32 protein-coding genes are annotated in these 26,693 nt (G+C 40.7%); 4 read left to right on the top strand and 28 right to left on the bottom strand.

Translation table 11 applies throughout. From position 1 onward, the window contains the following. Nucleotides 1–131 precede the first annotated feature (131 nt). Nucleotides 132–1,751, bottom strand: a complete 1,620-nt coding sequence (locus C6344_RS02540; protein ID WP_034662692.1) for an ABC-F family ATP-binding cassette domain-containing protein — start codon at nucleotides 1,749–1,751, stop codon at nucleotides 132–134. A gap of 143 nt (nucleotides 1,752–1,894) precedes the next feature. On the opposite strand from C6344_RS02540, the gene C6344_RS02535 reads away from it, so the two are divergent. Next, nucleotides 1,895–2,170: a hypothetical protein gene (locus C6344_RS02535; protein ID WP_060596158.1), complete on the top strand. Its 276-nt coding sequence runs from the start codon at nucleotides 1,895–1,897 to the stop codon at nucleotides 2,168–2,170. Nucleotides 2,171–2,235: 65 nt separating this feature from the next. Here the strand turns inward: C6344_RS02535 and lepB are convergent, their stop codons facing one another. From lepB to yknW, 8 genes are all read right to left on the bottom strand, one after another. After that, entirely contained in the window at nucleotides 2,236–2,808 is a 573-nt protein-coding gene (lepB, locus tag C6344_RS02530) for a signal peptidase I (RefSeq protein ID WP_034663870.1), read from the bottom strand. Between the two features lie 211 nt (nucleotides 2,809–3,019). Further along, nucleotides 3,020–4,915 carry a PTS fructose transporter subunit IIABC gene (locus tag C6344_RS02525; RefSeq protein WP_095285096.1) on the bottom strand — a complete coding sequence of 632 codons (1,896 nt, stop codon included), beginning with the start codon at nucleotides 4,913–4,915 and terminating at the stop codon, nucleotides 3,020–3,022. Between the two features lie 13 nt (nucleotides 4,916–4,928). After that, complete coding sequence (gene pfkB, locus C6344_RS02520) at nucleotides 4,929–5,840, bottom strand: 1-phosphofructokinase (RefSeq protein WP_060596156.1); 912 nt, start codon at nucleotides 5,838–5,840, stop codon at nucleotides 4,929–4,931. Then, nucleotides 5,837–6,592, bottom strand: coding sequence for a DeoR/GlpR family DNA-binding transcription regulator (locus C6344_RS02515; RefSeq protein WP_034662703.1), 756 nt, complete (start codon nucleotides 6,590–6,592; stop codon nucleotides 5,837–5,839). The genes pfkB and C6344_RS02515 overlap by 4 nt, the downstream gene beginning before the upstream one ends. Before the next feature lie 321 nt (nucleotides 6,593–6,913). Continuing rightward, complete coding sequence (locus C6344_RS02510) at nucleotides 6,914–8,107, bottom strand: ABC transporter permease (RefSeq protein WP_106072696.1); 1,194 nt, start codon at nucleotides 8,105–8,107, stop codon at nucleotides 6,914–6,916. Next, nucleotides 8,094–8,795 carry an ABC transporter ATP-binding protein gene (locus C6344_RS02505; protein WP_106047738.1) on the bottom strand — a complete coding sequence of 234 codons (702 nt, stop codon included), beginning with the start codon at nucleotides 8,793–8,795 and terminating at the stop codon, nucleotides 8,094–8,096. The genes C6344_RS02510 and C6344_RS02505 overlap by 14 nt, the downstream gene beginning before the upstream one ends. Further along, complete coding sequence (locus C6344_RS02500; RefSeq protein WP_106072695.1) at nucleotides 8,792–9,898, bottom strand: efflux RND transporter periplasmic adaptor subunit; 1,107 nt, start codon at nucleotides 9,896–9,898, stop codon at nucleotides 8,792–8,794. Before C6344_RS02500 ends, C6344_RS02505 begins: the two co-directional genes overlap by 4 nt. A 9-nt stretch (nucleotides 9,899–9,907) precedes the next feature. Then, nucleotides 9,908–10,534, bottom strand: coding sequence for a YknW family membrane protein (yknW, locus tag C6344_RS02495; RefSeq protein WP_106047734.1), 627 nt, complete (start codon nucleotides 10,532–10,534; stop codon nucleotides 9,908–9,910). Nucleotides 10,535–11,050: 516 nt separating this feature from the next. On the opposite strand from yknW, the gene C6344_RS02490 reads away from it, so the two are divergent. Further along, complete coding sequence (locus tag C6344_RS02490) at nucleotides 11,051–11,428, top strand: Rok-like winged helix domain-containing protein (RefSeq protein WP_003211488.1); 378 nt, start codon at nucleotides 11,051–11,053, stop codon at nucleotides 11,426–11,428. 46 nt (nucleotides 11,429–11,474) lie between these two features. Here the strand turns inward: C6344_RS02490 and moaD are convergent, their stop codons facing one another. Genes moaD through C6344_RS02460 form a run of 6 tightly spaced genes read right to left on the bottom strand, consistent with a single transcriptional unit; the run spans nucleotide 11,475 to nucleotide 15,609 of the window. After that, nucleotides 11,475–11,708, bottom strand: coding sequence for a molybdopterin converting factor subunit 1 (gene moaD / locus C6344_RS02485; RefSeq protein WP_060596152.1), 234 nt, complete (start codon nucleotides 11,706–11,708; stop codon nucleotides 11,475–11,477). After that, on the bottom strand, nucleotides 11,701–12,192 hold the full coding sequence (locus C6344_RS02480; RefSeq protein WP_106072694.1) for a molybdenum cofactor biosynthesis protein MoaE: 492 nt from the start codon (nucleotides 12,190–12,192) through the stop codon (nucleotides 11,701–11,703). The genes moaD and C6344_RS02480 overlap by 8 nt, the downstream gene beginning before the upstream one ends. Further along, complete coding sequence (mobB, locus tag C6344_RS02475) at nucleotides 12,189–12,713, bottom strand: molybdopterin-guanine dinucleotide biosynthesis protein B (protein WP_034662725.1); 525 nt, start codon at nucleotides 12,711–12,713, stop codon at nucleotides 12,189–12,191. Before mobB ends, C6344_RS02480 begins: the two co-directional genes overlap by 4 nt. After that, a complete protein-coding gene (locus tag C6344_RS02470) occupies nucleotides 12,695–13,972 on the bottom strand; it encodes a molybdopterin molybdotransferase MoeA (protein WP_223254308.1) in 1,278 nt (425 codons plus the stop codon). Before C6344_RS02470 ends, mobB begins: the two co-directional genes overlap by 19 nt. Before the next feature lie 9 nt (nucleotides 13,973–13,981). Further along, the gene (locus C6344_RS02465; RefSeq protein ID WP_060596149.1) at nucleotides 13,982–14,998 is read right to left on the bottom strand and encodes a thiazole biosynthesis adenylyltransferase ThiF; all 1,017 of its coding nucleotides are present in this window, start codon (nucleotides 14,996–14,998) and stop codon (nucleotides 13,982–13,984) included. Nucleotides 14,999–15,027: 29 nt separating this feature from the next. After that, nucleotides 15,028–15,609: a molybdenum cofactor guanylyltransferase gene (locus tag C6344_RS02460; protein WP_106072692.1), complete on the bottom strand. Its 582-nt coding sequence runs from the start codon at nucleotides 15,607–15,609 to the stop codon at nucleotides 15,028–15,030. An 84-nt stretch (nucleotides 15,610–15,693) separates the two neighbouring features. On the opposite strand from C6344_RS02460, the gene C6344_RS02455 reads away from it, so the two are divergent. Next, complete coding sequence (locus C6344_RS02455) at nucleotides 15,694–16,611, top strand: coiled-coil domain-containing protein (RefSeq protein ID WP_066031766.1); 918 nt, start codon at nucleotides 15,694–15,696, stop codon at nucleotides 16,609–16,611. A 49-nt stretch (nucleotides 16,612–16,660) separates the two neighbouring features. On the opposite strand, the gene C6344_RS02450 is transcribed toward C6344_RS02455, so the two are convergent. The 3 genes from C6344_RS02450 to ahpA all read right to left on the bottom strand — a co-directional run bounded on the left by C6344_RS02450 (nucleotide 16,661) and on the right by ahpA (nucleotide 18,806). Continuing rightward, nucleotides 16,661–17,242 (bottom strand): Rok-like winged helix domain-containing protein, encoded by a 582-nt coding sequence (locus tag C6344_RS02450; protein WP_034662739.1) that lies wholly within the window; start codon nucleotides 17,240–17,242, stop codon nucleotides 16,661–16,663. 480 nt (nucleotides 17,243–17,722) lie between these two features. After that, nucleotides 17,723–18,181, bottom strand: a complete 459-nt coding sequence (locus C6344_RS02445) for a TlpA family protein disulfide reductase (protein ID WP_034662741.1) — start codon at nucleotides 18,179–18,181, stop codon at nucleotides 17,723–17,725. Nucleotides 18,182–18,263: 82 nt separating this feature from the next. Then, nucleotides 18,264–18,806: a biofilm-specific peroxidase AhpA gene (gene ahpA, locus C6344_RS02440; RefSeq protein ID WP_034662744.1), complete on the bottom strand. Its 543-nt coding sequence runs from the start codon at nucleotides 18,804–18,806 to the stop codon at nucleotides 18,264–18,266. A 272-nt stretch (nucleotides 18,807–19,078) separates the two neighbouring features. Here ahpA and C6344_RS02435 point away from each other — a divergent pair, with 272 nt between their 5' ends. Beyond that, the gene (locus tag C6344_RS02435) at nucleotides 19,079–19,888 is read left to right on the top strand and encodes a mechanosensitive ion channel family protein (protein ID WP_060596146.1); all 810 of its coding nucleotides are present in this window, start codon (nucleotides 19,079–19,081) and stop codon (nucleotides 19,886–19,888) included. A gap of 26 nt (nucleotides 19,889–19,914) precedes the next feature. Here C6344_RS02435 and C6344_RS02430 read toward each other — a convergent pair whose 3' ends face one another. The 10 genes from C6344_RS02430 to abbA form a co-directional block, all read right to left on the bottom strand. Beyond that, the gene (locus C6344_RS02430; protein WP_003211408.1) at nucleotides 19,915–20,157 is read right to left on the bottom strand and encodes a YkuS family protein; all 243 of its coding nucleotides are present in this window, start codon (nucleotides 20,155–20,157) and stop codon (nucleotides 19,915–19,917) included. Between the two features lie 50 nt (nucleotides 20,158–20,207). Continuing rightward, nucleotides 20,208–21,338, bottom strand: a complete 1,131-nt coding sequence (locus C6344_RS02425) for an N-acetyldiaminopimelate deacetylase (protein WP_106047731.1) — start codon at nucleotides 21,336–21,338, stop codon at nucleotides 20,208–20,210. Between the two features lie 84 nt (nucleotides 21,339–21,422). Beyond that, on the bottom strand, nucleotides 21,423–22,133 hold the full coding sequence (gene dapD / locus C6344_RS02420) for a 2,3,4,5-tetrahydropyridine-2,6-dicarboxylate N-acetyltransferase (protein ID WP_034662753.1): 711 nt from the start codon (nucleotides 22,131–22,133) through the stop codon (nucleotides 21,423–21,425). A 109-nt stretch (nucleotides 22,134–22,242) separates the two neighbouring features. After that, on the bottom strand, nucleotides 22,243–22,701 hold the full coding sequence (locus C6344_RS02415; protein WP_081311417.1) for a flavodoxin: 459 nt from the start codon (nucleotides 22,699–22,701) through the stop codon (nucleotides 22,243–22,245). Nucleotides 22,702–22,717: 16 nt separating this feature from the next. After that, nucleotides 22,718–23,611: a WD40/YVTN/BNR-like repeat-containing protein gene (locus tag C6344_RS02410; RefSeq protein ID WP_060596393.1), complete on the bottom strand. Its 894-nt coding sequence runs from the start codon at nucleotides 23,609–23,611 to the stop codon at nucleotides 22,718–22,720. Further along, nucleotides 23,601–24,077 carry a flavodoxin gene (locus C6344_RS02405; RefSeq protein WP_060596144.1) on the bottom strand — a complete coding sequence of 159 codons (477 nt, stop codon included), beginning with the start codon at nucleotides 24,075–24,077 and terminating at the stop codon, nucleotides 23,601–23,603. The genes C6344_RS02410 and C6344_RS02405 overlap by 11 nt, the downstream gene beginning before the upstream one ends. Before the next feature lie 186 nt (nucleotides 24,078–24,263). Continuing rightward, nucleotides 24,264–24,686, bottom strand: a complete 423-nt coding sequence (locus C6344_RS02400) for a DUF4275 family protein (RefSeq protein WP_060596143.1) — start codon at nucleotides 24,684–24,686, stop codon at nucleotides 24,264–24,266. Nucleotides 24,687–24,804: 118 nt separating this feature from the next. Next, complete coding sequence (gene ccpC / locus C6344_RS02395; RefSeq protein WP_003211236.1) at nucleotides 24,805–25,686, bottom strand: transcriptional regulator CcpC; 882 nt, start codon at nucleotides 25,684–25,686, stop codon at nucleotides 24,805–24,807. A gap of 95 nt (nucleotides 25,687–25,781) precedes the next feature. After that, the gene (cbpB, locus tag C6344_RS02390) at nucleotides 25,782–26,225 is read right to left on the bottom strand and encodes a cyclic-di-AMP-binding protein CbpB (protein ID WP_034663872.1); all 444 of its coding nucleotides are present in this window, start codon (nucleotides 26,223–26,225) and stop codon (nucleotides 25,782–25,784) included. 146 nt (nucleotides 26,226–26,371) lie between these two features. Beyond that, on the bottom strand, nucleotides 26,372–26,563 hold the full coding sequence (gene abbA / locus C6344_RS02385; RefSeq protein ID WP_003210802.1) for an antirepressor AbbA: 192 nt from the start codon (nucleotides 26,561–26,563) through the stop codon (nucleotides 26,372–26,374). Between the last annotated feature and the right edge of the window lie 130 nt (nucleotides 26,564–26,693).

Genomic DNA, 26,693 nt, shown 5'->3' with positions numbered 1-26,693 from the left:
TGCAGTCTAGGAAGGACGAGTACCGGAGCGGAGCGAATTTGACATTCGTGAGCACCGGCACGCAGGACTGACAACGAATACGAGGGTTTGTCTACACGCTGAGACATCCACTTTTGGATGTCTTTGCTTATTTATGCATAAAGCTCATCGAGTCTCTTTTGAATGTCTTGATCTGATAAGAACTCATCATATGTTGTTTGTTTATCGACGATGCCATTTGGCGTCACTTCGATGATACGGTTTGCCACTGTTTCAACAAACTGATGGTCATGAGATGAGAAGAGCATAGCTCCTTTAAAGCTCATTAAACCGTTATTCAGCGCTGTAATGGATTCTAGATCCAAGTGGTTCGTCGGCTCATCCAGCAGCAGAACATTCGCTCCTGACAGCATCATTTTCGATAACATACAACGAACCTTCTCTCCTCCTGATAAGACGCTTGCTTTTTTCTTTACTTCTTCCCCAGAGAAAAGCATACGTCCTAAGAACCCGCGTAAGAAGCTTTCACTTTGATCATTAGGAGAATATTGACGAAGCCAATCCACTAGATCGACATCGTTTCCTTCAAAGTATTCACTATTGTCTTTCGGGAAAAAGGCTTGAGATGTTGTAACGCCCCATTTAAACGTCCCGCTGTCTGGCTCCATCTCACCAGCAAGAATTTTAAATAAAGTGGATACAGCAAGCTCATTACGGCTTAAGAACGCAATTTTATCCTCGCGATTCATGATAAAGCTGACGTTATCAAGTACTTTCACACCATCAATTGTTTTCGATAGACCTTCTACTTGAAGGACATCATTTCCGATTTCGCGCTCTGGCGCAAAATGAACGTACGGATATTTACGTGAAGATGGCTTAATGTCGTCTAAAGAGATTTTATCAAGCAATTTCTTTCTTGAGGTCGCTTGCTTCGATTTAGAAGCGTTCGCACTGAACCGGGCAACGAACTCTTGAAGCTGCTTAATTTGTTCTTCTTTTTTCTTATTCGCATCTTGGCTGAGCTTCAGCGCTAGCTGGCTGGACTCATACCAGAAATCATAGTTACCGACATATACTTGAATTTTTCCAAAGTCTAGGTCCGCAATATGTGTACATACTTTGTTTAAGAAATGACGGTCATGCGAAACGACAATCACGGTATTTTCAAAATTAATGAGGAACTCTTCCAGCCACTGGATTGCTTGTAAGTCCAAGTGGTTCGTTGGCTCATCAAGAAGAAGAACGTCAGGCTTACCAAATAAAGCTTGGGCTAGTAGTACTTTTACCTTTTCAGAACCACCAAGCTCAGACATTTTCTTCGATTGAAGGCTCTCTGGAATGCCAAGACCTTTTAATAAGATCGCTGCTTCACTTTCTGCTTCCCAGCCGTTTAACTCAGCGAACTCACCTTCAAGCTCTGCTGCACGAATCCCGTCTTCATCTGAGAAATCAGGTTTCATATAGATCGCATCTTTCTCCTGCATCACATCATATAGACGTTTGTGACCCATCATGACGACTTTTAATACTTCAAATTCTTCGTATTCAAAATGGTTCTGTTTTAAAATCGCTAAACGCTCACCAGGGCTCATATGAACATCGCCCGTCTGAGCTTCAATTTCACCTGAAAGAATCTTTAGAAACGTTGATTTACCAGCTCCATTGGCACCAATTAGACCGTAGCAGTTGCCAGGAGTGAATTTAATATTTACTTCTTCAAATAGTTTACGATCAGCAAAACGCAAACTAACATTATTTACTGCAATCATTTATTAATCCTCCATCACTCATTCATCATTATGAAGTATAACATGAATAACGTTTGATAGAAACGTCTCTCGCTAAGAACGAAGGCAATTTGTCCATTATGGTATAATAAATGGGAATGATTTATTGAAGGAGTTCGTGCGATTTGAGATTACTTACACTTATGGAATACTGTTTATTGATTTTCTTTATGGGTATTTATTTATCTGCAACAGGCTTTAATGCAAGGGATTTTGGCCTTTATATTGGGCTTGTGCTTATTTACACACTGGTACACATCTTTTCGAAACGCTTTTTACAAAAGCGAGGGAAAGAAAATCAAAAGGTCGGATTGTTTCGGTCCGTTTTAGCCATTACTGGGTCTGTCTTCGCTTCTGTGTTGGCGATTGTGATCATTGTTACGGTGCTCACGCCAAATTAAAACGACCCTTCTTTTAAAGGGTCGTCCATTCAAGCACTTTTCTCACACACCTGAGAAGGGTGCTTTTATTTTGTTTGCCGAATGTCGCCAAATGGGAAGAAAACAAATTCTGATGTCCCGACAACCCGATCCTTTTCAATGAGTCCAAGTCCATTTCTGCTGTCCATGGAATTGAGTCTGTTGTCCCCCATCACAAAGTAATCGTTTTTCGGTACTTTCACTGGACCAAAATCCCCTGTTAAATGCACTTCATACTCTTTCGCATGTGCCTTGTTCTCTTTTAAATAAGGCTCATCAACTTTTTTACCATTAATGTAAAGCGTATCATCCTTCATTTCAATCGTGTCTCCCGGAAGGCCGATCAATCGTTTTACATAATGAATCTTCTGGCCATCTTTTCCATTAATAATCACGATGTCACCTCGTTTGACACCACCTAGATAGTTAATGGTTTTGTTGACAAACAGCTTTTCCCCATCATGAAGAGTCGGTTCCATTGACTCTCCTTCCACCACATACGGCTCAAATATAAACGTACGGATGAGCAGGACGAGCGCAAGTGCAATTAAAATGGCTTTGATCCATTCAAACAGTGAACTTTTCTTCTCTGTTTTGTCTTGCTTTGCATCAGATTGAATATCATTTTCGTTTTGTTTGTTTTCTTCGTTCAAAATACTGCTTCCTCCTAAGACTTTCTGCTAAAAGACTTGAAACGTGAATTGAATAACTTTACTTTATCACATGTCATTTAAAAATTCACAAGACAACCATTCAATTAGATATTTTTTCCTAATTTGTTCATGATTAAACAAAAAGAAGCACCGCTCTTCACGATGCTTCTCTTCTGAATTACGCTTCTAGTTTGACTGGTTTTTTCAAAATACCCAGTAAAATCGCTGTTACAACGGCACCGATTAAGATGCTGATGATATAAAGAACCGGATGATTTGTTACCCAGAAAACGAATAGTCCGCCGTGCGGCGCAGGAAGCGTGACTCTAAAGAATTCCGTTAATCCGCCAGCCACTGCTGCTCCAATAACAGCTGAAGGAATTACGCGCAGAGGGTCAGCCGCTGCAAACGGGATCGCCCCTTCAGTGATGAAGGCAGCTCCCATGAAGTAGCATGTAATCCCTGCTTCTCGGTCACGTTTTGAGAATTTATTTCTAAAGATTGTTGTAGCAAGTGCAATACCTAATGGTGGTACCATTCCGCCTGCCATAATGGCAGCATGCGGTGCATAGTTTCCAGCAGCAATCATCGCAAGACCGAATGTGTAAGCCGCTTTGTTAATTGGGCCCCCCATATCAATCGCCATCATACCTGCCAAAATAATGCCCATTAAGACAAGGTTTCCAGTACCTAAAGTTTCAAGCCAGTGAGTTAATCCATCCATCACCATTTTTACCGGTGTGTTAACAATGTAATGCATGATGATGCCTGTGAAGAAAATACCGAACAATGGATACAGCAGAACCGGTTTAATCCCGTCGAGTGACTGCGGTACGAATGTGAATACTTTTTTAAGTAGCACAACGACATAACCTGCAAGGAAACCGGCAATTAGTCCGCCTAAGAATCCTGCACCTGCTGCCGACGCCATAAATCCACCGACCATACCTGGCGCAAAACCTGGACGATCTGCAATACTCATTGCAATAAATCCGGCTAAAACAGCAACGATTAAGGCAAGCGCATTATCTCCGCCAATTCCTTTTAATACAGCTGCAAATGAATTAAATGAAGGGTCCTTAGGATCTGCTGAGTTAATTCCCCAGAAAAATGAAATTGCAACAAGGATACCGCCCCCGACAACAAATGGAAGCATGTTGCTTACACCACTCATTAAGTGCTTGTAGAAACCACTTCTACCTTTGCCAGATGACTCATTTTCGTCTTTTGAAGAACTGCCGCCTGAGCCTTTATAAATCGGCGCATCTTGATTGACTGCTTTTTCAATTAATTCCTGAGGACGGCGGATTCCAGCTGTCACAGGTACTTCAATGACATGTTTGCCTTTAAAGCGTTCCATTTCAACTTGCTTGTCCGCTGCCACAATGATGGCTGGTGCTTCTTCGATTTCTTTTGCCGTAAGGGCGTGTTTAATACCGCCAGAGCCGTTTGTTTCGACTTTAATGTCAATGCCCATTTCTTTTGCTTTTTCTTTCAAAGCATCTGCTGCCATAAATGTATGCGCAATACCTGTTGGGCAAGCTGTTACTGCTAAAATCTTAGCTGGTTTACCTGATACAGCCGGCTCTTCTTGAACTTCCTCTTCTTCTTCATCATCGTCCTTGTCATGCGTATTGATGATATCGATGATTTCATCTTCAGTAGCCGCTTCAAGAAGCTGCTTTCGGATTTCTTCACGCATGAGAAGTGTTGATAAACGAGAAAGTGCTTCTAAGTGCGTGTTGTTTGCGCCTTCAGTTGCGGCAATCATAAAGACAAGATGACTCGGCTGCGCGTCCAGTGATTCATAATCTACACCAGCTGTCGAGCGGCCAAATGCAATGGCAGGCTCTTTTACACTTGCTGTTTTAGCGTGAGGGATAGCAATTCCTTCGCCAATACCAGTAGAGCTCTGTTTTTCACGGTTGATCACTGCTTCTTTGTAGCCCTCTTTATCATTTAGCTTGCCTGCTGTATCTAAAACAGTGACTAGTTCTTCAATGACTGCTTCTTTCTGCTGGCTGTCTAATTGAAGCTTAATTGTCTGCTTTGTGAGTAGTTCTGTAATTTTCATGATGACTCCTCCTTTAAATGCGTGTGACTTTTACTTGTGGTAATAGTGTGTCGACAAGCTCTTTTGTTCCAAGCTCCTCAGAAAATGCTGTAGCGCTGCCTGATGTGACGCCAAGCTTAAATGATTCTTCAATCGAAAGGCCTTTCGAAACGCCGGCTAAAAATCCTGCAACGACTGAATCCCCTGCACCAACTGAATTAACAAGCGTGCCCTTTGGAACATTGGACTGATAAACCCCTTCCTTACTGAATAAGAGAGCTCCATCTCCAGCCATTGATACGATGACATGTTCAGCACCTTGTTCTAACAGCTTCTTCCCATAAGGAATGGCTTCTTCCGCAGATGAGATGCTCGTCTCAAACATTTCACCTAGCTCATGATGGTTTGGCTTCATTAAGAACGGTTTCAAGCCTGCTGCTTTTTTTAGTGCTTCCCCGGAAATATCAAGGACAACTCTGACACCTTGCTTTTCGCACACCTCAGCAATACGTTCATACGTGTTATGAGGCAATGAAGAAGGAATGCTGCCAGCTAAGACAACGACATCTCCTTCAGTCAATGAAGAAAATTGAGACAGAAACGACTCAAATTGCGCTTCAGTAATAGATGGGCCGAGTCCGTTGATTTCGGTTTCTTCACCTGTTTTTAGTTTCACATTAATTCGTGTATCTTCTGACACCTCGTGAAAGGCTGTTTGTAATTGTTCGTTTTGTAAAAAGTCTTGAATATATTTTCCTGTAAATCCGCCTATGAATCCAAGCGCTTTTGATTCAACACCGTGACGTTTTAAAAGCCTTGAGACATTGATCCCTTTTCCACCTGGATATTTTTTGTCATAGGTTGAACGATTCAAACCGCCGACTGCGAAATCCTCCACGTGTACGATGTAATCAACTGATGGGTTTAAAGTAACTGTATAAATCATGTTTTCACTACCTTTATAACCGTTTTTTCATGGTAATTATCGAATGAATCCTCTTTTGCGTCGTTTGTGATAATGGTGGCTTCCTGTAAACTAGCAAAGGCTGAAAACGATATTTCGCCAAACTTAGAGGCATCTGATAAGATATAGGTTTTTTTCGCCTGCTTCATGGCTCTTTTTTTCATGAGCGCTTCCTCTGGATCAGGTGTTGTAAACCCCGCCTCGGGATGAATGCCGTTCGTCCCAACAAAGCTTTTGTCAAAACGGTAATTTTCCATCGCTGTCAAAGCTGCGGCTCCCACCATGGCTCCTGTTCGATGTTTCACTGATCCGCCTATCAGGTAAAAAGAAATGCCTTTTCTCATGAGTGCTTCAATGTGCATAACACCGTTTGTCACCACAACAATATCTTGATCGGGATCGATATATTCAATCATTTGCTGTGTGGTCGTACCAGCATCTAAATAAATACAATCGCCTTGTTTTAAAAGTGAAGCAGCTGCCTCTGCAACCAATGACTTTTCTTGAAGGTTTTTGGCAGATTTCTCAAATACATCTGGTTCAAGACGGATACTTGATATCTTGGCTGCTCCCCCATGGACTCTTTTAAGAAATCCTTTTTCTTCAAGGGCTGATAGATCTCTTCTAATTGTAGATTCAGACGCATCCGTCATAATCGTTAAGTCCTGTATTTTGATGACATCATTTTCTTCTAAACAGTCGATAATGAGTTGATGTCTTTCCGGTGTCAACAAGAAAACACCCCCTTTTGAAAACGTATTCATTTTGCGCGCACCTTTATTGTAATCGCTTTTTTCAACATTATCAATACAAAACAATCAAATACATTCAATAACTATCAAAATCTTTCACCATGGTCATCTTACCTTTATATGTACCATTTGTAAACTGAAAAATATGTGACATTAAGATGAAAGTCATGATCTTAGCATTTCTATCATTTTTCATTTCATTCAATGGAACTAAAAAAAGCTTTTATGCGATGTGCATAAAAGCTTTTGATGGTGGATTACAGGCGAATTCACACTGTTTGTATGCTTTTGTTCTTCTCCAAATTATTCATATCTAAGAGAATCAATAGGATCTAGTCTTGCTGCTTTATTCGCAGGAATTAACCCAAAAACAATCCCAATAAGCATACTAAACAGCACACCGCCACAGATGACTTGCCAAGATACTAAGGACGGCCAGCCGGCAACTAGTGATACTAGCGCGGCGCCACCTAAGCCAAGTGCGATCCCCATCAACCCGCCGATCAATGTTAAGACGACAGATTCAATTAAAAATTGAACGAGTATTTGAGCCCTTGTTGCTCCAATCGCCTTTCGGATACCGATTTCCCTTGTCCTCTCTGTCACAGAAACAAGCATGATATTCATCACACCGATACCGCCGACAAGCAAAGAAATCCCAGCTATTGAGCCAATGATTGTTGTCATAACAGATGTGATTTGACCAATGCCTTCTGCGATTTCTTCCATATTGATCATTTCATAAGCATCTTCTGTATGATGATTTTCATTTAATAATGCAGCCGCACTCTTTCCTAATTCCTTCATTTGATCAGCATGTGCGACTTGAATTGACAACTTATCATATTCATTGATCCCAAATGTGGAGGTGAGCATAGCAAACGGGACAAATATTTCGTTCATATCAAATGAAAACATCCCTTTCTGTTTTGCTAAAACACCGATGACTTCAACAGGCTGTCCGTTCATCCAAATCATTTCGCCCAATGCCTTCTGTCCATTAAATAATTCTTTTTGTAAGCCTTCAGAGATGAGAGCGGCTCTTCTGCCGCTTCTAAAGTCAACATCTCTTAAATTCTGTCCTTCTGCTATTTGTAATGAATGGACATTCGTATACCCTTCATTTATACCGTTAACTGTCGCATCCACTGTCGTATCTTGAAATCTCAGCTGCATTCCTTGTGCAGTCGAAGAGGCAACCTGATTCACCCCGTTGATTGTCTTAATGCTTTTTATGTCTTCCTCAGTAAATGTGGCGTCGAATAAAGCGTTTGGATTTGCATTTAACTCTTCGTCAGAAGGCGTATATGTCATATCAATGGTATTGTTTGGACCTGAAATCGACCCTTTTAACATTTGCTCGCCGCCTTGACCGATAGCCACGACCGCAATGACCGATCCAACACCAATAATAATCCCAAGCATCGTTAAAATAGAACGTAATTTATGAGCTAAAACAGAATTCATCGCTATTTTGATATTTTCAAAGAGTTTCATTCATAGCGTCCCCTTGTGTCAATCTATCTTCAACGAGCCGTCCATCTCTTACAACGACCGTCCGATTTGTATACGCAGCCATTTCTTCTTCATGGGTGACAAGCACAATCGTTGTCCCCTCCTCATTCAGCTTAGTAAACTGTTCCATGATTGAGAAGCTTGTTTTTGAGTCAAGAGCACCTGTTGGTTCATCTGCTAAGATAAGCTGCGGCTTATTGACAATGGCACGAGCAATTGCCACCCTTTGCTTTTGCCCTCCCGACAACTCACTTGGCATATGTTTCATTCGGTCTGCCAAACCAACCTTTTCAAGTGCCATTTCTGCGCGTTCTTTTCTTTCCTTTTGACTGATACCAGCGTAAATCATCGGAAGCTCAACATTACGCCTCGCATTTAACCTCGGCAGCAGGTGAAATTGCTGAAAGACAAATCCAATGAATTGATTTCGAATCACTGCAAGCTCTTGATCCTTTGCAGCTGACAGCTCTCTTCCTTGAAAATGATATTGTCCTGTGGTTGGCCGGTCTAAACAGCCAATGATATTCATTAACGTCGATTTTCCAGAGCCGGACGGGCCCATAATGGACATATACTCGCCTTTTTCAATGACAAGATCGATCTCACTTAATACATCAAATGTTTCTTGGGCGACCTCATAGCTTTTTGTCACGTTTGAAAGCTGAATCATTCAGCATTCACTTCCATTCCGTCATACATGTCATCTGATGGATGAGCAATGATTTGATCCTCTGCCTTGACACCTTTTGTCACTTCAAGGTCATTACCTGACGTTTCCCCTAGCACCACTTTTACTTTTTTAAGTACATTCTTTTTGACAATATAAACGTATTGTCCATCATCCTCTTTTTTTACAGCTGATTCAGGAATCGTTTGGGCTTGACGCTTATCTGTTTCAATTTCCATGATCATTTTAAAACCAGGTTTCGCTTCAGGTTTTTTTCCCTTTATTTCGATTTCAACAGGATATTGTACCGTTTGATCACCCGCAGTTGTTTCGGATGCTGCCTGAGCAGGTACAGCCCCCACTTTTTTCACGACCCCTTGCCAGCTCTTTCCGCGAATGACATCAGATGTAACCTTTACTTTTTGTTTCTTTTTCACTTTTATGGCGTCATACTCAGAAATCAATCCTCGCACAATCATTTTTTTCTCATTGCCAATATGAATGATCGGCTGTCTTTCTTCCGGCTTTCCTGCCCCTTCTTCTTGCTCAATGGAAATCACTGTACCGTCAATTTTACTATGTACGGTTAAATCTTCTATTTGTGCTTTTACTTTTTCTTGGCTGATCTCTGCTTGTTTTTGTTCTAATTCAGCCGCTTTCAGCTCTAATTCGAGCTGGTCTCGCTCGTTTTTAGGATGGGCGACTGAGTCGCCTGCTTGTTTTTCATCTAATTCGCTCAGTCTATTTTGTAATTGTTCGCGTTTTAGCGTACTTGATTCAGCCGCAAGAGCTTGCTGCTGCTCTTCAAGCTCCAGCTCCCTATTTTCATATGTAAGAAGCGGCGTTCCAGCCTTTACCTTTTCTCCTTCTTTCACAGAAATCCCCTTCAAGTATCCTTTTTCCTCTTCTGCATAAATGAACTGCTCTTCAGAGAATGAAAGTGTCCCTGGCGTCATTACCGTAGTGGTGATTTCTTTTTGCGTGGGTTTTACTGTTTTAATAGCTGCTGTCGAAGCAGGCTTTGATTGATTTTTCGCAATGTTAAAGCCAATAAATAGACCGATGACAATAATAAAAATGGATCCGATGATGATTTTCTTTCTCATAAAGACATTCTACCCCCAGCTTACTGATATGTTGATTGCGGTTCCTACATATTGAAGAATGAAAGAAATGACATAAAAGACTCCTATCATGATCCAAGATATTCTTGGAGATATATGACCGACTTTGATCAATAAAAAGCCTGTTAAAACAAGATTCCAGATCACAAAGAGATCAATATTAGCAAACACACCGTGCCATGGACCAGAAGTTTGAATGAGTGCATTTAATGAGGTGATTGTGATGTTTTTTGGCACATGGAACAGGATGACGGACAGATGAGAAATAATCGTACCAATGATCGTAACTGGTGTAATAAACAGGACCGCTGAAAACAGCTGCTGAAACGATGCATCACCCTTTGCTAAAAATACGATGAACTTATATATAGCAGCATTAATCACAAGCCCGAGAATTAGACCAATTAGCGTCACCACATAAACGACCGATACCGGCAAGCTTAAATCTGCCCACATTCCTTCATTCACTAGCTCTGACAAATAAGTCACAATCACTGTTAAAAGAAGCACCCAGGATAAAGGCCACCAAACCACCGGGTTTTCCCATACTCTTTTCAGGTGCTCTGAAGGTCTTGTGCTCACTCCAATGATCGTGGGCTTTTGCATATTTTCTTTCATCAAATGTCTCCTCTCTATGTCATGCAAGTATGCAAACGCACATGTTCTCTCTTGTTCTTTCTATTTTATCAAAAGATTGCCAATAAGTGATGGATGATTTGATTTTATTATTTTCATTGAGGAAAAAATTTATCTATTATTCTATTATCACGAATGACATCCTCCAAATGACACCATGACCAGACCATATTCATATCAAAAAATAGAGGTTTTACTGACCTAAAAACATTTTATCAAAAAACCACATGTCTTTCGGAATAAATATCCTTTTCCTTTGAATTCGGATGGTCTTAGTTAGACACAACAATTTTTTGTTAAAATAATCCTAGTAATTTCGACAAATCCCGGCTTTATAGGACTATGATTGGTTTCTTTTATAGAACAAATGAGCCTTTAGTATCAATACTTTCATATTAAAAAATGAAAAATATAAGGTTTTTACTTGATCGAAAGTTATTTTTTCATATAATGTAAAATAGAGGTAGGTTAAATGATAGTGGAAATGGAGTCAAGTGAATGTTAAGAGAAAAATTGAAAACACAATTGATTTTACTTTATGAAAAGGAACAAGAAGCATGGCAATACTTTCGAAAGGAAAGAGAACTAATTTATCATGAGCTCAAATTACTTGATATGAAAGAAAGCAGACCCTCTAATGACAAAATATACTACGCTGCTAGATGTGTAGATATTATTAAAGAGAAAAAGGGAAGCATTGTGAGTACAAAAGAATTAAAAGAACAGCTTCAAGCCCAGACAGATTTCAATGTGAGACGAATTAGCGAATTGTATGATCTGATCCAGCAGCTCGACCCTCACATTTCTAAAGCACGAAGGGGATGTTTTATTTACGAAGATCACACCCAAATACCTCTACAATCTTTTCACACATAAAAAATTGGTTACAGCCGCTGGCCATAACCAAATCCTCTAATATCTATTATCCACCGCTTACAGGAGGAATGAATGCAACAGTGTCCCCGCTACGCACTTCAGCGTTTTCCCTCGTATATAGTTCGTTGACTGCAACCATCACGTTTTGTGCAGCATCAACACCATATACCTCCTGTAATTCTAATTTAATCTCATCAACCGTTGTTTGATCTTTTTGAATGATGATTTGTTGTTTACCGGCCTTCTCAGCAAGGCCGGCGAACAATAATACACTAATCAAGCTGATCACCTTCTTTCTTTGCAAGTTGAAGATCGCTAGGTTTCCCCTCTGGATATGAAACCGTTTCAAGCTGATCACCTATCCAGGCTTCCCCGTCTTCCCAATATTCTTTTTTCCAAATTGGAACGATTTCCTTAATTCGCTCAATGGCATATTCGTTCGCTTCGTATGCAGCCTTCCTATGAGGAGATGAAACGGCTATCACAACAGCAATATCCGTTATATCAAGTGTCCCGATCCGGTGCACAATGGCTGCTTCAGTTTCAGGCCACTGTTTCTTGATTTCTTGTCCAATTTGACTTAGCATGCTTTCAGCCATTGGTATGTATGCTTCATAAGTTAAATGCAATGTTTTTTTGCCGTTTGTCCACTCTCTGACCGTCCCGATAAACGTCGTAATGGCCCCTGCCTTTCGCCTTGTCACATGCTGAATCAATTCGTTTACATCAATCGGCGTTTTTGTTATTTTAAAAAATTCACTCAAGCAGAGACGCCTCCCTTCAATAAGTTAAAACCAAATGTGACTGCGCCCTTTTCAAAGGCTGAAAACACTGGAAACGAGTAATTTTCGATTAATTGAAACTCTTGAGAAAAATAAATAGCTGCTTGTATATTGGAAAGAGTTGAAAGATCAATGAGCTCCTCTTCATTCTTTACACAAACGATTTTGCGGTATGGTGCCTGTTTATACCCTTCTATCAAGACAGCGTCTAATGGAAGATGCTGACACATGTTGAGCAACTGCTCTAACGTGATGTGCTGCATTGAAAAGTGAAATTCACCCTCTCCTTCCACGCCAGCGGCAAATGCACCTGCTTGAACATATCGATCGGTGTCTTTTTCTTTCAAAAGACGATCTGGTTTACCGCCATGTCCATGGTGTTTAAAGCAGCCTAGCTTCAGCCCGTCAAGTACAGCCAGCTGACAGAGCTTTTCAATCAACATAGTCTTGCCGCTGTTTTGATAACCGACCACCTGTAATATGCTTAATGTGTCATCCAGCATGGGGAACCCTCTCCTTCGTGCTGAAACAGCAGAACATGGACCTGATCACCGGCCTTAAAACCTCTTGTTCCTCCGGGCAGCACGATGAAACAGTTAGCATCTGCAATAGAGGTCACGGCACTTGATTTATCAAGACCTGTTGGGGTCACACTGAGCTGACTGCCCGTGAATTGTAGTGCCGCTCTGACAAATCGAGTGAACGGATTGGCTTTTGGAAAATCGTGTGTCAGCTTCGCCTCAGCAAAAGCAGGAAACGGCTGCTTCTTCAAAGACCATTTATAGATCATCGGTTTCACAAATAATTCAAAGCCAACAAAACAGGCAGCGGGATTTCCTGACAGCCCAAACAGCAGTTGACCATTTGGCATTGCAGCAACCGTCGTCACACTTCCGGGTCTCATGGCCACTTTATTAAACAGCACCTCAGCTCCCAGCTTTTCATAAATCGCAGGGAGAAAGTCAAAATCACCTACTGACACACCGCCTGTTGTGATTAAGAAATCTACCTTGCTTAAGGCTGCTTTGACTGCATGATAGCTTTTGTCAAAATCATCAGACACACCGCCTAAATCAAGCGGCTCTCCCCCGGCCTCAAGTATCTGGGCATAAACCATACTAAGATTACTGTTTCTAATCTTACCGTCCACCATCGCATCACTCACTTGAAGAAGCTCTGTACCTGTTGAGATGATGCCGATCACTGGCTTTTTGACAACTGGCACTACACCATATCCAAATGTCGCCAATAGGGCCGTAACGCCCGGAGTTACTTTGGTTCCTTTTTTGACCATCACATTTCCTTCAAGTACTTCTTCTCCTTGACGAGAAATATTGTCCCCTTTTTTCAGCGGTCTTTTAAGTGACATGTATGATTTGCCGTCTTTTTCGAAGGTCTTAGTCAGCTCAAGCATGATGACGACATTTGCTTCATCCGGGATTTTTGCTCCTGTCATGATACGGATGGCTTGAAAGGGACCGATGGTTTTTGCTGAGACCATTCCTGCACCAATATGGTCAATGACCTCAAATTCAACCGGATGCTCGCTTGACGCTTCTTTTGTATCTTCTGCCCGAAGTGCAAAACCATCATACGGGGAACGATCAAATGCAGGAACATCATGATCTGCTAAAATATCTTCTGCAATGAACCTTTCAAGGCTATTTTTTAAAGGCACCCATTCTGCTTCTCCATGCTTTTCATATTGATGGACTTTCTGAATGGCTTCTTCTACTGGAATTGGCTGACGTCTTTCCATCACACTTCACTCCTATATCCCTAGCAGTCTTGCTAGTAATGAATTGGCTGCTTTTTCATCATTCGTCCCATGGATTAATGCACGTCCACCTTTGAAAAAGACAATACGATAAGATTCATAGCGGACATGGATTAAGAAGTCATTCACTTCCACCTCACAAATAGATGACAGCCTCTCTTTCATATGCTGAAATGATAGATTTGCTAAATCTTTAGATACAACTTGAACTGTATCCCGTCCGCAAAGAATCGTCGTTTTTTTACGCTGCTCATGTAAATAAGGATAGGTTCTTTCTTCACCGCAGGATGGGCAGTTCTTCTGCTTAGTACGAGACAAATCCATTTTAAATGATGTCGCCTGCCAAAGATCAAATGTGACAAATTTCCGTTCGATTTGATCTTCATGTCCTGTTAAATATTTTAGCGCCTCTGTTTGCTGATAAGCAGAAACCATTTGAACTGCTGGAGAAATAATCCCCGCTGTATCACACGTCAAGCCGCCAACAGGCAGTTCTGTAAAGACACACGATAAACACGGCGTTTTATCCGGCAAAATGGTCATATACATCCCCTGGCTGCTCACACAAGCGCCATATATCCACGGCGTCTTCGTTTCCTGCGATAAATCATTCATCACCATTCTCGTCTCAAAATTATCCGTCGCATCAATGACAATATCTGCGCTCTGAAATAACGGTCTTAACAGCCTCGCGCCTGCATCTTCAATCAGGGCGTGTATGATCACTTCATGATTGATCTCTTGGAGACGTTTTTTTGCCGCAGCTGCTTTTGGCACATGTGCCTTTGCATCATGTTCTGTGTACAGCTGCTGCCGCTGTAAATTTGAAAACTCTACATAATCACGATCAACAATCGTCAACGTGCCGATCCCAGACCGGACAAGCCCTTCAGCGGAGGCAGTTCCAAGTGCACCGGCTCCAACGATCAGAACATGACTGTCAGCAAGCGCACGCTGACCCTTTTCCCCAACCGGAGGGAACAAGATTTGTCTTGAATATCGGTCATTCAATGCTGTTCTCTCCTCACCATTTTTATGTATCATATCATACCGTTTTCAGGTAAATCGCTTCTTTTATTGATATTTCGAAATTCATTTGGTGTTACGTTCAGTTCCTCCTCTGGGACGATGCGCACCTTAAGCCTTTGAAGTAACTCTTTGATGGCTAATTGATTCTCTTTTAAACACGCATCAATGGACGGCAGACAGCGGCGGTGATAAAGCGCAAATAAAGGCTGTAATCTGCCCTGAACAAGCGGGATGATAGCATCTACGTGCTCGCTGCAATAGGACGATAATGCTTCGGCGGTCTCCCTCCGTATGAAGGGCATGTCACATGCCATCACCAAATACCATGCTGCTTCTTGCTTTTGCATCGCCGTATACATGCCGGCAAGCGGCCCGCATCCGCGCACCCGTTCATCATCTAACCACACACTTCGTTCACCTCTTTCTTTAAAAAAGGGCAGAAGTGATGGATGGCTGATGATGACCGTCTGTCCTTTCAAAAGCTGATTTTTCACATGCTCATATAGTGGTTTTCCTTGATACATATAACTTGCCTTTGGCTCTCCAAAACGTCTGGAAGCTCCTCCAGCTAAAATGACATTCACTACATCCATTCTCTCACCCTCCTTGGATATGGTTGTTCTAATCGCACTCATTTCGCATACTTTATTGGTAACATGAATAAGGAGGGTCTATCTATGAACAGGCGCCATGCTTCTCCCCTATTCCATGACCTATCTCAAGAGAATTTATACTTAAAAGCTGAAACAGCCAAATATCAACAAATGATCTCTGATTTACAGTCCTCATATACGTATTCTAAAAATAAGAAGTTAACTCAAGAATATCATGAGATGAAAAAGGATTACACGCTATTAAAACAACAATTGGATGAAATGACCATTGATCAAGACGATGCAGCCTCAAAAATACAGGATCTCTCCTACAGCAAATCTGAATTATTACATAAAATAGTCCTTCTTCATGAAATGCTGCAAAAGGAAACCTTTCATAGAAGAAAAGAAACGGAAGAAAAACACCGGCTGCATTTAAAAGTGATCAAATATAAAGAAATCTCTCAACAATTAAATGAACGGATGCAAGATCAAGATCAACGGCTTGCAAAAGAGGAGAAAAAAGGAAATACTTTATCCGCTGTGATTGAGAAACTGCAGCAAACATTGGGTGATAAAAACGCAGAGCTCCATTTATTACAGGAAGGCGTCAGACATCTTCAGGAGCGTTTTTATGAAACACAAGAGAAATTACTGCAAATTGAAAAAGCAAAGGAAACGATTTTTTATGAAACGCTCACAAGCTATCAAAAGCAGTTAGCAGAAAGTGAGGAATGGATCGCATCTCATTTTGCTGATATTGACCAGTCAGCTCAAACAAATTCACAGCCATTCTCTCGAGACAGCTTCCTGCAAACAACGGAAGAAATCGAACCCATCTTGAAAAAGCTGAACGAACAAGTTCAAATACTCCAGGCACAAGTCGATGCGGTGCAGCGAAATGGAGAGGTCATGACAGTGAAGATCGATGGCTTCAAAAAACAGCGTGATCACCTGTCAAAGGAACGAAAAATTGTCTATACAGTTGACCAAAAAAAGTAATTCTCGCAATAAAAAACTGCTGGCTTTTACGTCAGCAGTTTCTTTTTATTTATTCGTCTTCTGTTTGAATGTCGCCTTCTAAAATATACTGTCCGCGATATGGCTTTTTCACTTCAGGATACATTTTAATTAAGCTTTGCATAAACGTTGTCATATTTGGAATTTCAAGACCGCTCTCTTTTTCAATCTCTTTTTGAAGCTCAGAGCTTTTAATCGCCGCATTATGACGCTTTAACGTTTTAATCGCAGCTTCACGAAGCTTAGCTGCCTTTGAACCAGGGCGGGCTGTGCCTCTTCTGCGTCTAGTAGATCCTTCAGGAATACCTACAGGTACACCGTTTAGCTGTCCTGTTCCTAAAGATGATGCAGGATTTGATTGTGATTGTGCCGGCGGCTGGTAGCTTCTCATTTCTTGTGCAGCCAGTTCAGCTAATACAGGCAGCGAATCCGTCTTTCTTTCTGTACGCACTTCTTTTTTTGTATCTGACACTAGACCTGTTCCTTGACGGTCTAATTCTCTTAATTTTGCATAAATCGCATCTCGCTCAATTTGATATTCACGGATGACCTTTACTTCTGCTTCGTTTAGTTGTTCCAATCGTAATCGTAACGCTTCCCTCTCATTAAACAATGGATTTCCCCCTCATCATATAAAAAATATTCTATAGTAAATATTAGATTAGAAAACTAATTTTATCAACTATTTTTTTATCATTTTACAGTTTGCTATCAGATAGGTATTTTCAACTAAAATTTTGCCAAAGAGGAACAATCGGCATCCATTTCATTGCCACTAAAGGCTTTTGACAAACTTTAAAATATTGTAAAAAATTTGAATAAACACTTATACTACTTGATTTACATCGTTATTTACCAAACTGAAATTTCTTTTGTGCAAAAACGTTCTGAATAGTAAAAAGTTAAAATCTTTACATTTTCATTTCAAAACAAAAAAGTAAATAGGTCTTAATGCCCTTTTGTTTCAGGAATATTTTTTAATAAACTCCCTCAATTTCTCTTTTCTTAGGAATGACACGTACATAAAAGTCCATTCCGTGCAATAGGTCGCCTATTTTTGTCCATGAAAAAACCCCCATTTATGGGGGAAAGCCTATTCTGCGGCCTTTTCAGACTCAGAAAGCACTCGATTGACACGTTTCTCAAGCATTTTCATTCCGCTTCCGCCAGCTTGGAAGTGGCGCAGAGCACCTGTTTTATCAAATACATAATATGCTGGTACATATTCATTTTCAAAGGCTTCTGTTAAGTGATGATCACTGTCCACAAAAATTGGCTGCGTGATTTCATGCTCTTTCGCAACCTCTTTGATTTTATCTAGATCTAGGTCATCCTCTGAACGCGGCATATGAACGGCTACAACGTTTAGTTGATCCTTGTATTCATCACGGAATTGATTGACTTGAGGCATGGCCTCTTTACAAAGATGACAGCTGACTGACCAGAAATGAATCAATGTTGGTTTGTCACCAATTAGATCTTCTTTTGTTACTTCTCCATTTAACCATTCTTTTGCACCAGTTAGTTCTGGCATTGGTTGACGTAATTTCATTTTGAAGCGCCTCCATCCATTGTATGTGTCGAAACAAAAAGGTCTAACATCAGTTAGACCCTCCTGTTTCTTCAGCTATCAATTAAAGTGTTTTTTGACCAGGCTTCCAGTTAGCTGGGCAAAGTCCACCAGTTTGTAATGCTTGAAGAACACGTAATGTCTCATCTACATCACGACCGATATTGTTGTGGAATACTGTTTGATATTGAAGTTCGCCTTCTGGGTTGATAATGAATAGACCGCGAAGTGCAATACCTTCTTCTTCAATTAAAACGCCGTATTCTCTAGATACTGTGTGGTTTGTGTCAGCAGCTAGCGGATATTTCAATTCACCTAGACCATTTTCTTTACGGTCTGTGTTGATCCAAGCAAGATGCGTATGGATTGTATCAGTAGATACACCAATGATTTCTGCATCTAAATCTTCGAACTCATCATAACGATCGCTCATTGCTGTAATTTCAGTTGGGCAAACAAATGTGAAATCCATTGGATAGAAGAAAAGAACTGTCCATTTGTCATTCTTCATGTTTTCCTCTAAACTCACTTTACCAAATTCCTTGTTAGCAAGTACTGCTTCCATTTCAAAACGTGGAGCTTGTTTTCCTACAAAACGCTCTGCCATATGTAAATCCCTCCAAAAAATAATATCTTTATACAGACTTCTAAGCTGTATATAAAATGAGAATCAAAAGTTGAAATTCTCATTTAGTTAATAACTTCACAATTACAATTATAATACTTAAGCGGTTTTTAGTCAATATTAATTAATAATAAATTTAATTAACGATTTGTCACAATCTCTTGCTCCACTTAACAAAAGTTTAACATGTCTTGCATAAGGGAACAAATGATTAGCTTCTCTATTAGAGCATACATAGAAAGGTTTTGAAGAACATGAAAGCATTTGAACAAGTAGATTGGGTTTCCATTATCCTCAATAGCAGTATGATTTTGCTAAAACTAATCGTTATTTTTGCGATTTATTTTATCATCAGAGTCATCGGAAACAAGATGATTAGGCGTGCCTATTCCACATTCTCTGAAAAGCATGACGTCTCTTTATCAAGAGCTCAGACGCTGCAAAGTCTCACGTTAAATATTTTCGCCTACATATTGATTTTTATTCTAGTGGTCATGATCCTCGACTTATTTCATTATAACCCGACCGCTTTGCTAGCTGGCGCAGGCGTTGTGGGGCTTGCGATCGGTTTTGGCGCTCAAGGACTAGTGAGTGATATTGTGACAGGATTCTTTATATTATTAGAGAAACAATTCGATGTGGGAGAATATATAACAGTTGCTGGCTTTGATGGGATCGTAGAACAAATTGGACTTAGAACCACTCAGCTTCGAAGCTTTGACGGCACCCTTCATTTTATCCCAAATCGAAGTATATTGAACGTGAGCAACCATTCAAGAGGGACGATGCAGGCACTCGTTGATATCGAGTTATCTCCAGAAGAGAATGTGGATCAAATGATCACAGCCCTTCAAGCTGCGTGTGATGAGGTTCGGGAAGAAATCCCTCAAATTATCGAAGGACCTCAAGTTGTCGGCGTGGAGGCGTTCGGCTCCTCTTCCCTCGTACTGCGCATCATAGCTAAAACCGAAACAATGGAGCAATGGCGGGTAGAACGAATCTTGCGCAAAAAAATGAAAGAAGTACTCGATATAGAAAAAGAGCAAAAAGAACCGGGATTATAATCTACCGGTTCTTTTTCTTGTTTGTTTTATTGAACACGCTGTTCTACTTCTTGACAAATTTCATCAGCCGTCATACCTGACGCAGTAATCACAGATGCTTTTGTCGTTGTGTCTGAAATGCCAAGAACATTTGAATCCAGCCCTGTGACCACATAGCAGTCACACTGATCCATTTGCTGTTCATTTTGAATACGTACGACGTCATACCCTTTTTGCTTCAGTAGTTCTTCTACATCGGATAAAGATGGTTCTACACCAATTCTTGTCATAATCAAGAACACCTCCTGTTCATAAGGTGTACAGGAGGCAGCTTGATTATTCATTCACCTGCTTGCTTTTTGAAATAAGCTGTCATAACGTTTACAGCTGTTTCTATCGCTTTTTCATCAGGCATGAGTTTTGCATGATGCAGACCATATTCTGAATCGACCCCTAACCAAAACATGAATCCAGGGTATTTTTTCAACATGTAGCCAAAGTCTTCTCCTGTCATGGCTTCTCTGCATTCAACCACATTCGCAAGCCCTTCTCCGGCAACATATGACATAAATTCCTCTGTCAGATCCTTTGAATTGTCCACTTCGTAATAAGATGAAGGGTATCGCACGGTTGCCTTGCATTCGTAGCCAATTTCAATCCCTTTTGCTAGTGCTTCAATTCGCTTTCTCACCTTATCCATAGACTCTGGTGAAAGTGTACGAATAGTGCCGTCAAGCTTTGCATGCTGGGCAATGATATTTTGAGCCGTTCCGCCGTTAATCGTGCCAATCGTAATGACCGCACTATCAAGAGGATCGACATTACGAGAAATAACCGATTGCAGTTGACCTACAAGTGCACTCGCAGCCACAACCATATCATTCGCTAAATGAGGGTAAGCAGCGTGTCCGCCTTTTCCTTCAAGATCAATCACAAGCTCACTCGTATTAGCAAATAACAGCCCTGGCTTTGTGGCTATCGTTCCGACAGGATATTCAGGTGCAATATGCAGCGCTGTAATAAAGTCTGGCGTCCACTTTTTCAGCACATCGCTTGTAAGCATCGGTTCAGCTCCGCCTGGACCTTCTTCTGCCGGCTGGAACATAAATAATAGATCTTCTTTGATTGGCTCATGAACGAAATGATCAATGATTCCAAGTGCGATGGTCATATGAAGGTCATGTCCACATGCGTGCATGTTCCCTTCATGTACTGATTGAAATGGATACCCTGTCTCCTCAGGAATAGAGAGGCCGTCCATATCTGCACGATAAGCAAAAACGCGCTCAGGATTTGTTCCCTTTACTTTAACAAAAAGTCCAGTGCGCCACGTTTCCATCTCAACTCGATCTTTTGAATAAGCACCAAGATGCTTGATGAGATACGCTTGTGTTTTGAATTCCTTAAAACCAAGCTCAGGGATTTGGTGTAAATCTCTTCGAATGGATATTAATTGCTCACGATTTAACAAGTGAACTCGCTTCCTTTCCTCTATACGAATAAGACGTGGATATATATCATCCACGTCTATGTCTTCAACTGCGAATTATGTGAATTAAAGCTGACGCAGTTCTTGTTTGATTTCCGTTTTACCTTTTGTTTTTTCATCAATGTCTTTGATTTTCTTTGCAGGTGTACCTGCTACAACTGTGTAAGGCTCCACATCGTTCACAACGATCGCACCAGCTGCTACGACTGCACCTTTACCAATTGTCACACCTTCTAGAACAACAGCGTTCGCACCGATGACAACATCATCTTCTACAACAACTGGTTTAGCAGACGGCGGCTCAATGACACCTGCAAGAACAGACCCAGCACCGATATGACAGTTCTTACCTACTGTTGCACGGCCACCAAGCACCACGTTCATGTCAATCATGGTACCTTCACCGATCACAGAACCGATATTAATAGAAGCTCCCATCATGATGACTGCATTATCACCGATTTCTACTTGGTCACGAATGATAGCACCTGGCTCAATACGTGCTTTAATGTTCTTTAAATCTAACATCGGGATTGCAGAGTTGCGGCGGTCATTTTCCACGACAACATCTTCAATTTTGTCTTTGTTCGTTTCCAGCGCTTCTTGGATTTCGCTCCACTCACCGAAAACAACTCCAGTGTTTCCTGTGATGAACGTTTTTGCATGTTCACCAAATTTAATACCTTCTAAATCACCTTTGATGTAGACTTTCACAGGTGTTGATTTTGTACTATTTTGAATAAATGAAATAATTTCATTAGCGTCCATTTGTTTCATGTATGTATGTCCTCCTCTTAATTTATACTTCATTACTGTACCAAAGGAGAGTTTTAATGACAAGTGAAAGAGTTGACTCTTCAATGGAAAATAAAACAAGCGGGACCGATTACCCCGCTTCCTGCTGGTGAAGATGAACAAATTGTTTGCCAAAAGAAATCAATTTCTCTTCTTCTTCTCCTTCTGGATTCAGCTCAATCTTGACTGATGGCAAGACAATGTCACCGCCAAGTTCCTTCACTTTTTCTTCGATTAGGTCAACAGCTCCGCAAAAATGCTCATAAGATGTATCCCCAGAACCGAATATAGCAAATGCTTTTCCCGTTAAATCAAGCTCTTCCATTTCTTCATATAAATCAATAAAATCATCAGGAAGGTCACCATCTCCCCATGTGTACGCACCTAACATAATGTGCGTGTAATCATTGAGAAGCTCTGCATCAATATCCATCGCTTCATGCCGGTCCACGCTAGCTCCCGCTTCTGTTATTCCTTTTTCAATTAAATCTGCCATCGCTTCTGTATTCCCAGACATCGTGGCATACACCAATAAAACCTTTTCTGTCACTTTTTCTTCCTCCTTATCAATGAATCAATGCCGGCTCCTCATATGGCCTCACAAACTTGCTTTCATATAAACCAGCACAGAAAAAGTTTTCATTTTGATTGGCTACACGAAAACCGTGTCCTTTGATCGTATCAAACCATTTGAGCTCTTTTTGCTCAATATCAAGCTGATACACTTTAGAAAATCCGTGTTCATCTTGTGAGGTGGTCACATATACAATGCCATTATCCTCTGACACATCCAAAAATGATTCCTCTCTAGCAAAGGCCTGTGATTGAATATCATGCAGCATATTTGTATGTAAATCTAAAATTTGAACAGACCCCTTTTTTCCTTTTTTTGATCCTAATGCGCAAACAAGAAGATGTTCCTGACAGAGCAGCATAGAAGCTGTCATCCGGTGCTCCTCTCTGTTTAGGAGGAAAACCTGCTCACTCTCCAAGTCATACATCCATATTCCTCCGTGAACCTCATGAATCTGTGTTCCAATATAAAGGTGATCACCTGCAGCACATAAAGAACGAATAACAGGCGGGTGGTTCACATGAGCAAATGGCTTCATAATTTCCCAGGAAATCCCGAAATCATTTGACACATAAATACTATGTTTTCCATGTGCACACACAAACCCGTCTTTGCGTCCTGTAATAGACCAAACGACTGCATTTGTTGGAAATGATGATAGCGCCCATGTATTGCCTTCATCTCCTGATCTAATCACTGTGCCATTTTCACCAACACCGAATAAATAAGGTCCGATATAGCTGATGGCATGAATTTTATGCTTGAGCTTAAAGAGCTGCTGCCACCCGCTCTCCACACTGTAGTGAAAAATACCTTCCCGTTTTACAGCGACAAAGTATCCACCACTTTTAGAAGCAGCAACAGCTGTCGCTCCTTTATGAAACATGATTTTCAACTCGTTTCTCAGATAACGCCGCCCACGTTAAGAAGCTCGTAGCAAATTCCTGACAGCACGCCACATCCTCATCTGTATCTGGCGCAAGCTCCATTTTCAATGTTTCAGGAAATACGGATGCACCGGTTGATTTGAGCATGTTATGAAATGTATGGACAGCCTCACAAAACTTCGGGTAGCTGTAATCTCCAGATCCGAACACAGCTGCTTTGATGTCACTTAGTTCAAGCGTAGAGACCTCTTCATAAAAATCCTCAGCTTCATAAGGTAAATCACCATCACCCCATGTATAAGAACCGATGAACACATAATCGTATGAAGAAAGGTCCTCTGCATTCGTATCATCAAATTCCATCATCTCCGTATCTATCCCTTTTCCTTCAAGTGTTTGCTTTATGATTGCTGCCATATCTTCTGTATTACCAGACATACTCGCAAATGCAATTAGTGCTTTCATCTATCGGTCACCTCATCTAAATGATAATCATTTTCAATTATTATATGTACACTTTAAATGATAATGATTTTCATTGTCAAATGATTTTATGAAAAAGCTTTGACCAATCATTACTATAACCCAATGAAAAACCCGCTCATTCCAATTGGAAGGCGGGTTTTTCATATCGAAGAGATCATCGGTTCCTCATTCGTTCAATTCATCTATTCGAATAAAATATGGACCATAATCCGTTTCGTGCGTCATCACAAATGTCCATTTTTCATTCCAATCCATCACATACATATCGTTATAATCCATATTATTAGACTCATATGGTAAATCATTGATTAAAAGAGAGCTGGCATTTTCGAAAAGATACGCCTCGTCAACAAATTGATAAAAAACAGTACACTTATCCTTTGATTGGTGAAAAAATGCGTCTATCGCTTCAGCCTTTTCAAGGCATGTAACCATTCCAAAACTGCATAAATGCCATAAAAAATCATCTATTGATATCTCGTTTTGTTCTTTAATTGAAAGATGACTAGCAAAACGTTCACGCCACCTCACGCGCAAACGATCTCCCCATTCAGGTTTGTTCATTTTGATTAATTGATTGTTTTTCATAAGATCGAAGTCTCCTCTATGATTCGCTCCATCTATCTATTGGATATGCGTGCAATAAGTAAATTTAATCAAACTGATTATTTACCTAAAAAAGCACCTTCCTCTTCCAAGAAGGTACTTACACCGCATCACTTTCAAGCATTTCTTTGACCACACCGACAAATGCTTGCACCTGTTTTAATTGAAAAGAAGCTTCATAGCCTAGCAGCCATGTGTCACGTCCGATTTGCTCTCCATTCACGTCAACAAGCGGTGTTTTATGAACACTTTTTTCGTGGTCATATAAGGTGACTGAAGGCAAAATGGCGTAGCCGATGCCGTGGTAGGCCATTTGTTTACATGTCTCAATCTGGTCCACTAGAATCGTCTGCTTTGGAGACACTTTAAATTTTTGGTGCCACCAGTGCTGGATTTCCTGATAATACGTGCTGTCACTTTTAAATTGAATAAACGGGCGTTCTGTCTCGATTAACTCGTCCACGTCTTTGATGACAGAATCGACTAAATATAAATGATCTGTCATCAAATATTCCTTTGTTCCCTTCCAATCAGGGTTTCCGCGAATAATTCCAATGTGCACGTGGTCCTCGTATAAGCTTTTGAGCATTTCACTACTCCAGCCGGTCACAAGTGATACCTTCGCATTTGGATATTTTTCGACATACCGCTTTAACACTTTCGGCAACCAGTGCTGTCCAATAATGGATGCAACCGCAAGCTTTAGTGTACCGTGAATTTCCCCTTCAAGTTCATCGATTCGTTCTCTCACTCGATCTTGCTCAACCGTCACCTCTTTTGCAAATTGAATGATCTGTTCACCTGCCGAAGTCACGGTGAGCCCTTTCTGAGAACGAAAAAAGATTTTGGTTCCCCACTCTTTTTCGATCGTCTGCAATCTTTGGGATAAAGCAGGCTGAGAGACAAAGAGCCGCTCCGAAGCCTTTCTCATATTCAATTCTTCACTAAGCACAACAAGCATATGTAACTCCTGAAGCTGCATGGGCGTCCCCTTTCTCTCTATAAGATTTTCTTATTCCATATGGTCATTATATAAATTATAGCTTATGAAGGCAAAAAAATAAGCTGGGCTTCAGCTCATTTTTTCGCGGCATGAATCACTTCATTTAAGCGCTTTAATACAACACGTCGTGTAAATATTCCTTCAAAGACTTGCTCCTCATTTTCTACACAAACAAATCCATTATTCGTCACAGCGTGAACGCCTTTTAGCACAGGGTCCGTTGTTTTAAGTCTTGGAATATCAGTCAGCATGACCTCTTCTACCTTCAGTTGGTCCAGCTTTTCGAATTCAATTCGTTCTAAACCAAAGATCTTATCCATGATCATATTCGTTCCAATTAACCCATGCAGATGATAAGAAGGATCTAAAACCGGGATGGCTGTATATCCTGTTTTTGTTAGTACCAATAAGGCATGCTCAAGGTTATTTCCAATTTGAACATGTGCCACTTTATCTGCATCAATCATATGCTCGGCTATTGTTGACTCAAGCAATTGAGTTGGTTCTATCTCTATCATGTTTCTTCGACCCCTTTTCTCTCGATCATCAATCATACATTCCCCTTTACCATTAAGCATAAACTAAAACGAAATTTGTCGAAAGATTTTTTCTGCATAAAAAAGATACTCAGCTCCCGAGTATCTAATAGAATGTTAAATCAATATTAATTCTCAAACCTTACTCTGTCATACAATGTGATCAATTGCTTATACGTATTGTCATCGACATTTTTTGTTCCACATTCTATATCATTGATCTCACTGCTTAGTAATTCGACAGCATATTCCTGATTCAGCAATACGTTTAATAATAGCTTTTTCTCTTCTTCATTAAAACGATTTTCGATGACGCTCATCCAACATCAGGCCCCCTGTTTCATATATGCTTTTATATTGATTAGCAGGCTTTTGAATGTCTGCTTCCTCTCTATACAGCTAGAATAAGGAACTAGAATCGAATCGTCAACCGCACGTTTCGACAAGGTT

The organism is Bacillus sp. GBSW19, assembly GCF_002998655.1.
In the GTDB taxonomy this organism is placed as follows: Bacteria; Bacillota; Bacilli; order Bacillales; family Bacillaceae; genus Bacillus.
Note: the sequence above shows the minus strand (reverse complement) of the source record. Positions and strands in the feature narration are given on the sequence as shown.

What these genes read in the sequence shown, in the direction of transcription:
- C6344_RS02540 (WP_034662692.1), bottom strand. Translation starts at nt 1,751, where the DNA reads ATGATTGCAGTAAATAATGTTAGTTTGCGTTTTGCTGATCGTAAACTA.
- C6344_RS02525 (WP_095285096.1), bottom strand. Translation starts at nt 4,915, where the DNA reads ATGAAAATTACAGAACTACTCACAAAGCAGACAATTAAGCTTCAATTA.
- pfkB (WP_060596156.1), bottom strand. Translation starts at nt 5,840, where the DNA reads ATGATTTATACAGTTACTTTAAACCCATCAGTTGATTACATCGTACAC.
- C6344_RS02510 (WP_106072696.1), bottom strand. Translation starts at nt 8,107, where the DNA reads ATGAAACTCTTTGAAAATATCAAAATAGCGATGAATTCTGTTTTAGCT.
- C6344_RS02505 (WP_106047738.1), bottom strand. Translation starts at nt 8,795, where the DNA reads ATGATTCAGCTTTCAAACGTGACAAAAAGCTATGAGGTCGCCCAAGAA.
- C6344_RS02500 (WP_106072695.1), bottom strand. Translation starts at nt 9,898, where the DNA reads ATGAGAAAGAAAATCATCATCGGATCCATTTTTATTATTGTCATCGGT.
- yknW (WP_106047734.1), bottom strand. Translation starts at nt 10,534, where the DNA reads ATGAAAGAAAATATGCAAAAGCCCACGATCATTGGAGTGAGCACAAGA.
- C6344_RS02490 (WP_003211488.1), top strand. Translation starts at nt 11,051, where the DNA reads ATGTTAAGAGAAAAATTGAAAACACAATTGATTTTACTTTATGAAAAG.
- mobB (WP_034662725.1), bottom strand. Translation starts at nt 12,713, where the DNA reads ATGCTGGATGACACATTAAGCATATTACAGGTGGTCGGTTATCAAAAC.
- C6344_RS02460 (WP_106072692.1), bottom strand. Translation starts at nt 15,609, where the DNA reads ATGGATGTAGTGAATGTCATTTTAGCTGGAGGAGCTTCCAGACGTTTT.
- C6344_RS02455 (WP_066031766.1), top strand. Translation starts at nt 15,694, where the DNA reads ATGAACAGGCGCCATGCTTCTCCCCTATTCCATGACCTATCTCAAGAG.
- C6344_RS02445 (WP_034662741.1), bottom strand. Translation starts at nt 18,181, where the DNA reads ATGAAATTACGTCAACCAATGCCAGAACTAACTGGTGCAAAAGAATGG.
- ahpA (WP_034662744.1), bottom strand. Translation starts at nt 18,806, where the DNA reads ATGGCAGAGCGTTTTGTAGGAAAACAAGCTCCACGTTTTGAAATGGAA.
- C6344_RS02435 (WP_060596146.1), top strand. Translation starts at nt 19,079, where the DNA reads ATGAAAGCATTTGAACAAGTAGATTGGGTTTCCATTATCCTCAATAGC.
- C6344_RS02430 (WP_003211408.1), bottom strand. Translation starts at nt 20,157, where the DNA reads ATGACAAGAATTGGTGTAGAACCATCTTTATCCGATGTAGAAGAACTA.
- dapD (WP_034662753.1), bottom strand. Translation starts at nt 22,133, where the DNA reads ATGAAACAAATGGACGCTAATGAAATTATTTCATTTATTCAAAATAGT.
- C6344_RS02410 (WP_060596393.1), bottom strand. Translation starts at nt 23,611, where the DNA reads ATGTTTCATAAAGGAGCGACAGCTGTTGCTGCTTCTAAAAGTGGTGGA.
- C6344_RS02405 (WP_060596144.1), bottom strand. Translation starts at nt 24,077, where the DNA reads ATGAAAGCACTAATTGCATTTGCGAGTATGTCTGGTAATACAGAAGAT.
- C6344_RS02400 (WP_060596143.1), bottom strand. Translation starts at nt 24,686, where the DNA reads ATGAAAAACAATCAATTAATCAAAATGAACAAACCTGAATGGGGAGAT.
- ccpC (WP_003211236.1), bottom strand. Translation starts at nt 25,686, where the DNA reads ATGCAGCTTCAGGAGTTACATATGCTTGTTGTGCTTAGTGAAGAATTG.
- cbpB (WP_034663872.1), bottom strand. Translation starts at nt 26,225, where the DNA reads ATGATAGAGATAGAACCAACTCAATTGCTTGAGTCAACAATAGCCGAG.
- abbA (WP_003210802.1), bottom strand. Translation starts at nt 26,563, where the DNA reads ATGAGCGTCATCGAAAATCGTTTTAATGAAGAAGAGAAAAAGCTATTA.